The 14,489-nt window shown below is 35.1% G+C and carries 1 protein-coding gene; it reads right to left on the bottom strand.

What is annotated here, in order from left to right; translation table 11 throughout:
• Positions 1 to 6 precede the first annotated feature (6 nt).
• Complete coding sequence (locus BN38_RS08275; RefSeq protein ID WP_230197757.1) at positions 7 to 13,659, bottom strand: SpaA isopeptide-forming pilin-related protein; 13,653 nt, start codon at positions 13,657 to 13,659, stop codon at positions 7 to 9.
• Between the last annotated feature and the right edge of the window lie 830 nt (positions 13,660 to 14,489).

Raw genomic sequence — 14,489 nt, 5'->3', positions numbered from 1 at the left:
CTAGAATTATTCCTTGTACCTTGCAGATCTTCTTCTATTTTTGTCATTTTGGTAAATGCCAAAATATGCTAATGCTGTAAGCATCACTGCTGTACCTATGATTGCAAAACCTATAAATACTCCATTTCCACCTGTTAGTGGGAAGGTTGATTTTTTGTTTTCTATATTTATAGGATTATTTGAATCAATGTCTTCATAGTTTTCGCTATCGCCTTCTGTCTGCTTAGTTTGAATCTTACCACCTACTAGTCTAAATTCGTATACAAAATCTCTTGGTTTTCCATAACCTTTTGGAGCCTTTGTTTCTTTTAGTGCGTAGTAGCCTGGGTCGTAGAATTTGAATCCTAGTTTACCGTCAGTTCCTGTCGTAAAGACCTTAACTTCGTTATATCCTGCTGGTGCTGTTTCATCAGCCTTAAGAGCTAGTCTTTCAGTTTTACCTTCAGATGTTTTTTCGTAAAGTTTTAGTTTAATATATTCTTTGTCATCTTCATTGGCCTTATACCAAACTTCAAATTCTGCACCTTCAAGTTTTCTTGCATTATTTTCTGCATCGACTTTAACAAAGCTTATCTTATGCTCTTTCTTATTTACTATTTCAATAGGTGTTATTCCATGTTCTTCTTCATTATTTGAAGTGTTTTCTGCTGTTCCAGCTACTGGAGTTATAGTTTTATCTTTTCTAATGATTCTACCGTTTTCATCTACATCAAATACTGCTACTGGATCTTTTGCTTTCTTATATCCAGTTGGTGCAGATGTTTCCATTACCCTGTAGCTACCTGGTTTAAGCTTAGTATATTCAAATAATCCGTCATCCCCAGTTGTTTTATCTCTAGATTTATCAACTACCCAGTTTTCTCCTTGTTTATATTGAAGTTGGAATTTAGCACCTGCTAGAGCTTTGCCATCTTGGTCAACTTTTTTGAATTTGATTATATTTTCTGGGTTTACGGCTTGAATATTTAGGTCAGCTTTTGCAGCAGCTTCATTTTTAAAGAAGTATTGTTTATCCCATCTTGTTACATAGCGGCCTGTGTAATCTATGAATTGAAGCATACCATGTGCTACATAGCCTTCTTTATCATCTCCAACTACTCTACCTGTAACTTTGAAGATATAGGATGAATTGAAATTTAGACCATTAGGAAATTCAACACTTACTTCTTGGCCTGCATCAAGATATGTTCTAGATCTTGCCAAGACAGGTGCAGGAAGTCTAGAATCATCTTCGTTTACACCAAATGATAATGGCATTAGCTCGTCAAGATTTGCATTACCATCAAGATAGTAGTACTCGATATTCATGTTCTCAATATCTTGATCTGGTGAGTAGTAGAATCTTGATCTTTCAGTATTACTCCTATCTCTATTTACATAGTAGTAATGAACAAATTCACCAGTATCAGGATTAAATTTAATAATCTTTGATCCAAGGTTGAGGTGATTTTGTTTCATTTCATACCAATATCCATTATTATCTTGATATTTTTCTCTTGCAGTCATTGAATCATATACGACATTGATACTATCTTGTATCATTTTATGACCAACTACTCCACGACCTATCGTTTGATTTCCTGCTTTTGGTACTTTGTTTAGGTTGATATAGGCTTTAAGCTTATTAGAAAATTCTATTAGGTTATAGGTATTAGCATAGTCTGTGAAAGTATAAGTTATTGTGCCTTCTTTTCTATTATAATTAGCCTTGGCTATTGTACCTACTCCATCTGCAATTATATCAAGGTTTGCAATATTTGTCTCCATTATTCCGTGGAGGTCTATATTTTCACTTAATTGTAATACAAAATAATCTCCAGGATTAATCTTTAAGTTGGAGTCAATAGTGTATTTGTTAGCAAATTCAAATACTTCTCCTAGGTGTGGGTGCATTTCTTTTTGATTATCAGATAGTAAACCTTCTTTTTTACTATTTGGATTTAATACACTTAGCTTTGATTCAGATATTTGGATGCTACTTGATACATCATTTCTTCTTTGTGGTGCTTCTCCTGCATATGGGTCAAGTCCTTCACCACCTACAGTGAAGTTCCAAACTTGCTTGTTGTTGATATATCCATCAGGTGATTTAATTTCTTCTAGTCGATAATGACCTATATTTAAACCTGTGAATTTAAGTTTACCGTCTTCACCAACTGTTCCTTCTTCATATCTTCCTGTTTCCTTGTTGGTTATTTTAAACTTAGCTCCTGGAAGGATATTATTTCCACCATCAACTTTCTTAATAGTTACTTCACCTTTACCAGGTTTTTCGTTTACAATCTTACCCATGTTCTTGGCAGTAGCGCTTGTTACGAAGTCTACTAGCTTACCATCTTTTTCTGATGTGGATTTTTCTGGAACGTATTGGTAAACACCATTTGCCTTATCATATTCTAGTGAGATGTAACCACTTGATCCATCAACGATTTTAATTTGGTTGATAGGATATCCGTGACCATCTGCTGTTACGATAATTAAATCATTTAGATTAACTATGGCATTTGTAGTAGGGTTTACAATTTGACTATCCTTAATGCTAATTTTCTTTGAATCCACACCGCTTACTTTTATGATTTGGTTAGCATCATCTGGATTGACCATACTTAAGTCGCTCAATTTATAAGCTTTAGTATCATTTTCAGAGAATTTAACATTAATAGATTTGATATCAACAACCTCTCCACTCTCTGGATCTACAATATTACCAGAATTTGTCTTGATAGTTTCTACTGTGAAGTATAGAAGTGGTCCATTAATCGGCTTGTAGTCTTTTGGAGCTTTTACTTCCATAAGTCTATATCTACCTGGTTTCAGCCCTCTAAATCCAAAGTATCCATTAAAGGCAGATGATACGTTGGAGCCTTCAACATCTTTGTAGTCATTGATTACGAATTCTTGAAGTTTGAATACTGCACCTTCAAGTCTTCTCTTTGTAACTGCTTCGCTATTTACATCTTCATCTTTATCATCACGACCGTGTTTAGAGAAGGTGATATTATAAGTTTCTTCGTCATTGACTATATCCATTCCTTCTGGTCCAACTTGAGTCTTCTTAGTAGATGAATAAAGTGGTCTGATGTTTATACTTGTTTTAACTGAATCAATAGTTTTATCTTCACTACCATTAGAAACTGCAACTATACCAGCATATCTTCTATTTCCATATCTATCTGTAAATACCTTGCTCAACCAGTTTGCATATTTTTGTCCAGCTGGTTGTGATGCTCCCCAAGGAGTAGGAGTGCCTTTTTTCTTAAGAACTCCATTTTCATAAGTATCTTTTTGGTAGACAGACCCAAAAGTTTCTGCACCTGCTTGGTAGGAACCTCCAAGTTTATAGTGTTGATAGCCGTTTTGGTATAAACCATCTGCTTGCCAGAAGTATCTTGGTGTCATGAAGTCAACTTTCATTTCTATTTTGCCAATATCTTTTTTTGTAATATTGTCGTCATAGAAACCTTCGACATCTATATAGTAAACGCCTGGGTCAAGGTTTAATTGGTCTTCATCAAAGCCCCAATCAAATGGTCTCCATCTAGCTGTGTTTACTACTGATACATCGTCGTTTGCTATAGTGTAGTTTCTGAAGATGTCATTTAGTTTTGTATCACTTGGATTTTTAGCTAATCCTTTTATCTCATAAGTTGATCTATAGGCAGTCTTTACACCTTGTGTTGTAGTTACTGGAGGTTGTCCCGGAGTATCTATTTCTTCTCTTTTTACAACTGGTTTGATTTGAACATTGACAGGTCCATTGTAGTCTCTTGTATCAATATAGATTCTTTGGATATAAGTCTTACCTTCTGTATTGATATTAGTCATACGAGCTGCGTATTTAATACCATTCGCAGTTGTTTTTATTATATTTTGTCCCTGTGTATTATTAGGATCATAGCCATCCAAAGCCTTATCAGAGCTTACGAAAGAGTTTGATGTTTCGTCTGGTCCTTGGTAGTCTGCCTTTAATTGGTTAGTAGTAGTGTCTTCATATACATGAATTTTCCAAGGAGCTTGAGCTTTTTTGTATCCTGATGGAGATTCTGTTTCTTCTAATACATAATAACCTGGTTGTAAGGCTAGAGTCTGTTCATTACCTTCGCTATCTTTAAATACTAACTTACCGTCACTTGCAGAAACGCCTTCTAATTTTGTAAATGTTGTATCTTCTGTTGTATAATTTTCATCTGTTTTCTTTAAAGTAAACTTACCACCTTCAAGAGGTCTACTATTGGAATCTCTCTTGAATATCTTAAGATCAAGACCTGTTTGTTTGTTCGTGATTTTAATTAATTTACCATCACTTGGTATAGCAATTTCGCCTTCTTGTGGTCCTGTTATTTCTTTTTGTTTAAAGGAAGCAGAAATACTTACAGGTTGATCTGGCATTTTAAACTTATAGTTTCCTTGAGCATCTTTGTTAATAGCTTGTCCATTATAAGTTAGGCTTGCTAGTTCGTAGTAATCATCTGGGTTTACACTTACTGTAACTTCTTCTCCATTTGTTGCACTAGCTTTTACACTTACACTACCATTTTGTGATGGCTCTATACTTATTGGATAAACATTCTTTGGTTTTTCCTTAAATGTTGCTGTAACTGTAACCTTAGAATTTGGCATTGTAAATTGATTATTTTCATTTACTTGAATAGTTTGTCCGTTGCCATATGTTACTTCAAATTTATCTAATAGATATCCATCACTTGGAGTTGCAGAAAGTGAAACAATGTCTCCCTCTTTTGCACTTGTTGGGTTTGCACTTATCGTTCCACCAGTTTGAGGCTGAGTTACTTCTACATTATAGCTTGGTCGTGCGTCTTTAAAGTGAGCTGTAAGTGCCACGCTATAGGCTGGCATTATAAATTGATTATTTTGATCTAAGGTTAAAGTTTGTTCCTGTCCATTATTATCGTTATAAGTTATCTTTTCTAACTTATAGCCAGGATTTGGGTTAGCAGTTATTGTAACTTTATCTCCAGCTTTTAGATTACTATTTGGACTTGCAGAAATAGAACCATGTTCTACACTTTGTGTCCATACTGAATATAATTTTGCTTTAAATGTAGCTGATACTGCAACATTACTTGCTGGCATAGTAAATGAATATTTTCCATCTGCCACCTTACTTGTTACATCAAGTCCAGCTACTGTCAATTTTTCAAGTTGGTATTCATTGCTTGGAGTAACAGTTAATGTGACTTGCTCGTCTTTTTTAATTCCAGTAGTTTTATTTGCTGTAACAGTACCATTTGCTCCATTAGTAATATTTAGATTATATGATGAAACTAGGTTCTTATTTATTGATGATTCTTTATCATATGAGTCAGCAATCCATAGACTTGAAATATCACCCCAAGGACCTGAGCCCTTAGAATAAATATAATCAACGCCTAAGCCTACTCCATATTGATTATTATATGGTGTTTCTATTTCAACATATAGATGTCCTCTAATTCTCGCTGGAATTTCAGACTTAATCCTTTGTTTTTTGCCAGATGGTGTTGGATAAGTTTGTGTACATTCTTTTGTGACATCTTTTAATTTTATTGGATTATCCAAAGTTGATTTAGGATCTACTGTATAAATTTTATAAGTAGTCTTACCACCATCATTTAAACTTATACCATAATCTTCTGGCTCTCTATGGAATTGAACTTCTCTTTTTGAATCAGAAGAACCGTCTTTGAGTAAGAAAACTTGCCTAAACTTCTTTTCAACTTTATTGATTTCAGTGATTTTTGTGCTTGCTAAGTCCTTGTCTTGAATATTAACTCTTCTTCCAGTAGAAGCACTTGGATCAACTTTTTGCCAATCACTTGCCGCTCTTTGTGGAGTAGGGATTGATTCATCTGAAAATTCTAGTATGTCTTCAGCTAATATTTCTCCAGTGGTAAATTCTCTCATAGATTTTAGGCTTGGAGCATTTGCTAAGTTATTATTAGCTAACATTCCTCTATTATTATCTAAAAGATTGCTGTAAGCTAAAGTTCTTACTGGTGTGTTGGAATTTGTACCGTTAGCATTTGGATCAACTAGATTAGTATTTTCTGTAACACCTGTTTGTTTATTAACCTTGATATACTTATTGCCATCAGATGTTATTCTTACTGTCCAATCTACGTTTGATTTTTCATAACCTGGTGCAGGTTCGATTTCTTCTAGTTTGTAGATTCCTGGTCTTAGTTTGTCAAAGGAAATTATACCATCTTTTCCAGTTGTAATTTCTCTTTCTTCTCCACCTTCGCCAGGTCCAGTTAACTTAAACTTCGCACCTTCGATTGCTGAGGCTTCAGAACCCTCTTTTACCTTTTTAAGTTTGAAGTCAAATGTTTTGAACTCATTTGTTACATCTAAGGATCCTTCGGATACATATGAACCTACGATATTTCCATCATTTGATACTACAGGAGATGCTTCTTTGATTACACTTGCTCTTTCGTAGTAGTCGCTCTTCCAGTATGTTGTACCATTTTCAGTCCAATCCATACCAGTACCAACTCCACCATATTCTTCCTTGTATGGAACTTTGATGTCAATTACTAATGGCTTATCAGTTGCTGGGAAGTCTAGTTTTAGTCTTGGTGGCTGACCAAAACGTGAATTGTCTACGCCTTTTTTAACATCTTTTGTAATATCTTTTGCACCGTACTCAGCAAGTCTGATATCTGATATCACTCCTGTTACAGCTTTGTTAAGTTTAAATACTTGGTAAACTTCGTCACCCTTATACCAGTCCATATTTGGATATTCTGGCAATTCTCTGTGGATTGTAGCAGAAGTCGCACCAATACTCGCTGCTTCTGGGTTTATTACATATCTTTGGATGACATATTTGTCTTTTCTATTAATACCAACAATTCTTGTACCAAGCTTAAATGGATCGACGTTATTTCCAGTCCAGCCTGTGTATCTGTTGTCGTATAAATTCCAACCGTCAAGAGATCTTCCTGCAACGTTAACCCAATTAACATTAGGTTTTTCTAAGATTGAGTTTAGATTTGATGCGCCAGAACTTTCCCTATAGTTATAAACTTTTTTGCTTCCATCGGCTCCTATAACAAGAACCCATTTTTTGTTGAGTTTATTGTATCCTGCTGGTGCTTTAGATTCTTCTATAATATAGGTTCCTTGAGTTAGACCTTTGAATTCTACAACACCGTTATCGTTAGATTCGCCAGATTTAATAACTTCAGTGCCTTCTTTATTTTTTATAACAAACTTAGCACCTTGAAGTGGTTTCCCGTCAGAATCTTTCTTGTAAACACGAAAGTCTGCTCCACTTGGTTTATTAGATACTGGCATGATGATTATATTTTCGTTATTGCCAAAGTATGACTCATCAGATCCAAGTATTCCTATTTGAGTTATTCTAACTGATCCGTCTGAATAAACATTTACTGCCCATCTTTTTTCTGATTGGGTAAATCCGTTAGGAGCCTTGGTTTCTTTTAGCGTGTATTTGCCAGGAGCAAGATTTGTGAAGCTAAGTTCTCCATTATTATCTGAAGTTCTGTAGATAGTTTTATTGTTAGCATCAGTAAGCTCAAATGTAGCTCCAGCAAGTTTGCTTTTATCGGATTCATTTGATTTTATTATCTTAAATTGTCCTGGTGTGTATTTCTTGTTGATTACACCGACATCTTCTTTGTAATATTTCGGAGTTTCTCCACCAGTTTGGTCTCCTGTTGCAAAACTTTTGTTAGCTCCACTTGCGAAGGCTGATTTAAGGTTGCCGTTGTTCATAACAAATGCTCTCCATTTATTATTGAAAGCATCTAGATCTGGAATCCTAAATCTTTGTTCAATAACATAACCTTCACCATTATTAATACTTGGCATTTTAATCTTAAGTGGTTGATTTTTATCGTCTATCAACTTTCCATTTGGATTAATTTGGTTCTTATCATAAATCAATGTAATACCATTTTGTGATATTGTCGCATTTTGATTTGGATCAACTGAAGCATTGAAAACTGGTCTGTAAATATTAGGATTTTGTTCTGCATTGTAGCCCATTGACAATGGCATGTAGTCATTAATCAAAGTTTCATTGTTTATTACTCTGACATTTGCCTCAGTACGATAGATTTTTACCCTATCGAGCACTTGTCTTGGTTCAGTACCTTCTCCTGTCCAATTGGCAATGTTTCCGCCTTGGAATTTAGTTGTTATCCAGTTATAGTTAAGGGTTTTTTGACCAACTTTCTTATAAGGATTTCTATCACCTATTACGTTGTAGTAGGATATTACATCTACATAATACTGTCCATTTTCTTCATAGATTTCTCTGAAGTAGTAGTTTTGTACAGGCTCGTTGTGACCTGAATCATAGGAGTCAAAAAAGGCTTCAATGTTTTTATCATATTTTTGACCTGTTATACCTGTTTGGTTCGGTTGTACAGTTATAGTAAACGGATAAGTGCCAGTATTTTTAGCATAGTATTTACTTGGTATCATACCGATAAGGTCGATAGTAGCTGTAGCTGGACCTCCATCAGTCTTATCATTAAACACATAAGTTAACAGATTAGTCTCATAGTTAAAGTATGGGTCTGCTACTTCTTTTCCATGAATTTTTAGTTTTGGGAATCCATTAAAGTATTGTGTGAAGTCAAGGTTAGGGTCAAATTGTATTTCAAATCTTTCGTTTTTTGATGAGCTAGATAAGGTAATATCTGCGTGATATTTTAAAGATTCGTATCTATAAGCTTCCCATACCTTTGGTCTTTCACCACGGCTGTAGGCTTGTCCTTCGTTGTAGTCAAGCCATTGGTTTACACTAGTTACTATATTATTACTAGGGTTTCCAACTTCTTCTCCCTTTTCTATAAAGTAATCTTGACCTGGTTGTGGCCTAGCTGATGAGTTTTCAAAACGAGCAGTGTAGGATACTTCTTGAGATGCGTTAACTTCTACTTCGAAGTAGACTCCGTTTTTCTCGTATCCATCTGGAGCTTTAACTTCGTAGATAGTATATTTCCCTTCTGGATGTTCTCCAAAGCTTGCTTTACCATTTTTATCAGTAAAGACATTCTTAATAGCCTTTCCTTCGCTATCTTTTAATACAAATTCAGCTCCAGCAAGTCTATCTCTCTTGCCATCAGTAAAAGTATTGGCAAATTTGACAACTTCTATTGGTTTCTTCTCAAATGGAGTATTTTTAATAGTTATTGTTGACTTATCATCAGCCCCGCTTGTATTTTTACTTAATCTTACAACTTTTTGTATACTTGCTTGATTTGCTGTATCTTCATTAGTTAGCCAATCATAATATAAGTTTGCTGAATTATTTTGACCAATATTAGCCTTAACCTTTACCAAGAAACCCCAGTCTCCTGCAAATCTTTCTTTAGGGAAGTAGATTTGATAGCCAGTTCTTCCTGTGTAAGACTCAGTTGTATTTGGAGCACCTGTGATCTTATAGTTGTGGTTGGCATTTATTACATTATTTCCAGGTTGTAAGTTATTTGCAGCTTGTCTCTCCATTGCAGATTTAACACTTGCTCTATTTCCTGGTCCTACGTCGTAAGCTGTTACATCAGTAATATTTCCTCCTGGTATGCTAATATCAAGTCTTGTATTTCTATCAGTTTGTCCGCCTTGTCTTGGAGCTATTGGTTTTAGATATAGGTAGAATTCTACATTACCATTGGCGTCAACTTTGCCATAATGCATAGCATTCATGTAGTCTTTCCAGTTTGGATAATTGTTATGTTCTACTACTTCTGTTTTTCCTGCTACTTGTGAGAAATCGACGTTTTTACCAGATACACTAACTTCACCCTTATCTGATATAGTTATGGTCTTATTTTCACTATCTAGTTTGTAGCCCTTTGGAGCTTTTGTTTCTGTAAGAGTATATTGTCCTGGTGCTATATTTGTAAAAGTCGCTTCGCCTTTAGCATCTGTCACAACATCTGCTCCAGATCCCAATAAGTGGAAGCTTGCCCCTTGGAGTTTATCACCAGTTTTGCTATCTACCTTTACAATTTTGAAAGTAGCTGGCTTCTTATCGTCTATCTCCAATAGTGAGTTTAGGATATAGTGGTTCTCGTTATGGTAATTCCAATAACTTGTATTTTCGTTATATTTATATTGTTTATTGTCTATAGTTACATTTTGATCTGGGAAAGTTTGCTTTATTTTATAATCAATATGACTTGCTTTACCATTTTCATCAATATTCCAATATTTAGCATTAGGAACTGTGATAAGTCTTTGCTTAGCATTTTCTTGTGCATCTACATGAACACTTCCTAGTGTTGTTTGCCCACTTTTGTCAACAACATTAATATCTTGAGCAGGCATTTTTTCGTAGCCTTGTGGAAGGTTCCAGTGTTGGTCTATAGGTAAGTCTCTGTATTTGGATATTTCTACTCCAGATATACTATAACTATCTGGTTCTTTATTTGTATCAAGATTAGTATTAAATTCATATACAGCAATATTTCCTATATCCTGCTTACCTGATGGGTCAGTTTCTTTTGCAGGGATGTTAGTTAGGCTTTTTGTTGTTCCTATTTGGACCATCTTACCATATTCATCAAGGCCATATACAGCAGATTTGCCGGTCTTGATAGTTTGGTTACCTTCTAAGCTTCTACTTTCTAGAGGTAGACCAGCATTATCATCATCTCCTGAGCAAACTCCATCTGTTATTGTCCACTGAGCAGTACTCTCTGATAAGAATTTTCCTTGGATAGATGTTCTATTGTTCATGCCTACACGAGTAGGTGTAGCTTCTTCTACTTTATTTTGAGGATAACCCTCATCTAGGACGAGTCTTAAAGCTCCCTTTTTATTTTTATTCTTATTCTTAAGCAAGATAGATGTATCTATCATGTATGATTTTTGCTTATTGGTTATTGGTGTATAGAAGGTATATGAAAGTGATTGATTGTTTTCTTTAAGATCATGGTGTTTGGAGTCAACTATTCCAAGACTACCTTTAATGTCATTATCAACTAGAACTAAATCTTTACCATTAAGCTTTACATTTTGAATGTCACCAAGTCCTGATCCTTTTACTGTGGTTATGTTTAGCTTATAGCCAAGTCCAAGCAAATCTTTTGACGAATTAACATTTAAGGTCCAGTTGACACCTTTCATTTGGCCATCTTCTATGACAGGATTTCCATATAAATCCATGTCAAAATTATAGTTTCCACCATCGTTATCATCTATTATCTTGACTACATCATCTCTTCCTTTTTCCAAAATGCCAGTTTCATCACCATTTTCATCCACTGTAACTGGTGCGAGGTCTTTAGGATTAGTTACACCGAGACCAGAAACTTTATTTGTTATTTCGAAGCTTTGGCCTTGTGGTATATTTGAAGTATTGTAATCAACTGGAATACTTAATGGAACATTTAAATCTTCAGTTATATCTTCAGTTAGATAATAGTAAATAGAATTTTCTATATGATTATAAGTTGGCTTAGCTATAGTTTTACCATGATATACAATAGGACTCAGAGTGCTTTCATCCTTAACTGTTAATTTGTTATCAAGTGTTATTCTGAAATATTGTCCTTTTTTGATTGGACCATTTACTGTAGAGGCATCAAACCTAGTTCTAATGGTAAATTTCTTGTCGTTTAGTGAGCTTATACCGTCTGCGTTTTGTGCCATTAGGATGCTTGGTCTGAAGTTTTGGTCAGCATCTCTTGCTATGAGGCCTTTGATGGCATCTTCGTTGTCTGCCATGAGTCTTGCTTCGTCTTTGCGGTTTAAATCGTATTTCTTGCCAAGGTCTAGTAATAGGGCTTGGATTTCTTCTAGGGACTTGCCTTCTGCAAGTGCTGCCTTTAGTTCCTTATCTGCCTTATTGAAGTTGGATTGGCCAAAGATTCCCTTGATGCCTTCTGAAATATTTCCAATAAATGACCTGTCGTCATCTTGTGGCTTTTTGCTTTCTTCTTTGACTTGATCAAGGGCCTTATCGAAGCTTTCTAGGGCCTTGTCTTTGATCTTGTCTTCTGGTGTTCTGAAGTCTTCTGTTGTTTCTGTTTCTACATTGTCATTTTCAGCATTTGAAGATTCTTCTGTGTCAACTTCTTTTGTTTCTGTCACAGGTTCTTCTGTCGCTGGTTTTACCGCTTCTTCTATTCCATAGACTTCTGCTAGTAATTGGTCCTCGTCCATATTTGCTACCTTGTAGGTTTCTTGGTTGAGTCCTGCTATGAGTCCTTCTACTATTTCTGCAAAGTCTTCTTTTGAGAGGTCTTTTGCTTGTGTTTTGAGATTTGCTAGGAATTCTTCGTAGGTCATCTCATCGTTATTATAAGCGTTGAAAAGAGAGCTAATGTTATTGATTGTGATTTCAATAACTGGATTTAGCTTGTCATTGTTTTTGAAATTGTTGATGACGCTATCTCTGTTGAGGTTTATGGCAGATTTTGTTTCTTCTGTGTCGTCTTCACTAACTAGAGAATGGTCAATTACTACTTCGTTTGTTTCTGGGTCTATTGGTATGATCTTCTCTTTACTAGTACCCTTTGATTCTTCTGTTTTGGGAGATTCTTCTGGCAGAGGATCTGCGTCGTCCTCTTCTGATCTTTCTTCTGTCTTTTCTTCTTTATATATAGGGTTTGGAATTTTGGTTTGATTTAGAGAGTATTCTTTTTTATTTTCTGTAACTTTTGTTCTTAGTTCAACTTTGGCAATGAAACCTAGTGGGATTTGAAGTTTGAGACTTTCAGTAAATGGAATTTCTTTTGTGAAGTCTTCTTTTAATATATATCCCTTTTCATTAGCCTGGTAGAATTCAACTTTGATTTGAGCATCTGTGGCATCTTGAGCCTCATCAAGCTTGATGTCAGTTGTGAATTCTTTGTCATCATCAGCGTGAATAAAGTCAGTCCAAGTAATCTCTCCTGGATTTTCGCCTAGTAGATTTGAACTTCCTTCTTTATATATAGCACTAACTTGGTGGGTTGGATTTTCTTTTTCTTTTAGAGTCTCGATAGTATCTTCTCCATCTTCGCCTACCACTTCCATTTTGTCTATGCTTAGGGCATACCTATCTTGATATAAATTAGCACCTGCTTCTGCTATGTTGATATCAAGGTCCATGCTAGGAGACTCATCGTCTATTTTTCCTAGTGCTTCTTCTGATAATTTTGCGCTTAAGTAATAGACCAAATCCGCCTTATCTGTTGTGACTCCTAGAGTCTCAAAGGCATCGTTGTTATATAGGATAGATGGTCTTTGTTCTTGATATTTAATTTCTGTCTGTGTTTTATCACTATGTACTTGACTTATTTTTTCTATTTTCAAGTCTTTTAGGTCAGTATTTTTGCTTATAGCAAAACTTGTGGTGACCATGTCCTTAGATTCTTTATCTTTTGGATGGACTTTGATCATGTATTCAATTTGTCCAGTAGTTTTGGATAATCTTGCATATTTTTCTATTAGATACTCATCCGTTTCCTTTTTTGTAATTTCTGTTTCTAATAGAGTTTGGTCTGTGACTTCATTGTCATTTTGACCTGTAGTATCAGTCTGAGCTAGTCCCATAATACTAGCTGAAGCCTTGTATTTTCTTGATTTAGTATTATCCAAACCCATTGCAAATAGGTTAGTTGGAAATACTAGGATAAAAGCTAAACACATAGAAAACGCTTTTACCAAAAAGTTTTTGATGTTCCTTTTCATAAATCCCTCTCCCGAATATTTTTCCATTATTTTAGTTCTATTCTAAAATTAGAAATCCCAAATAGGGCTAACTTTAGCCCTTTGTTAAAATTATTATATCAGATTAATGTGATTTTGTATATATAATGTAGTAAATTAATTGAATTTCTTAAAAAATGTTAGGCATTGATAAATAGCCATTTGTGAAAGAAATTTATATATATGCAAAGTTCCCAATAAATTTAAATTAAATGCTAGTGAATGCATATGATATTAATCATAAATATACAAAATGTTGCTATGGTAGGATTGCTTTCGATAAGGGATTCTTCGCTTTCGCTCAGAATGACAGGTGAAGGGCGGGGCCTTGGGATGACGCTCTCCCCCGTCATCCTCGATGAAGCGAAGTAGACACTCATCCTTCCTCTGTCATCCTCGAGGCCGAAGGCCGAAGGATCTTTTTTAGAATCAAGTAGGGGCTAATTTATAGCCCCTCTCACACCACCCGTACGTGCCGTTCGGCATACGGCGGTTCAATATTTTCTTGCATTATATTATTTATTTCTGATGCAACTATTTAACTTTATTCTTTTTGTATCTGAACCTAGAGGAGTGAATACTTCATTCCTTGTATTCCATCAAGTCATAGTGCATCTTTTTCAAATATTACAATAAACATTGTTCCTCCCTTCGCTCCATTTCCATTACAGAAACTTCCTCACTACTATGGATTCTGCTGACTTCTTATAGTTCGTTGTTACTACTGTGTCGTCTATGAGAACTCACGGGGTTAGTTCTAATACTTTCATCGTTTACTCGCAGAATTTACGCTTTGGGTTTACGGTTACCTT

The sequence above is a fragment of the Anaerococcus provencensis genome (genome assembly GCF_000312365.2).
Lineage (GTDB): Bacteria > Bacillota > Clostridia > Tissierellales > Peptoniphilaceae > Anaerococcus > Anaerococcus provencensis.
This window is presented reverse-complemented; position numbering and strand designations above follow the sequence as displayed.

What these genes read in the sequence shown, in the direction of transcription:
- BN38_RS08275 (WP_230197757.1), bottom strand. Translation starts at nt 13,659, where the DNA reads ATGAAAAGGAACATCAAAAACTTTTTGGTAAAAGCGTTTTCTATGTGT.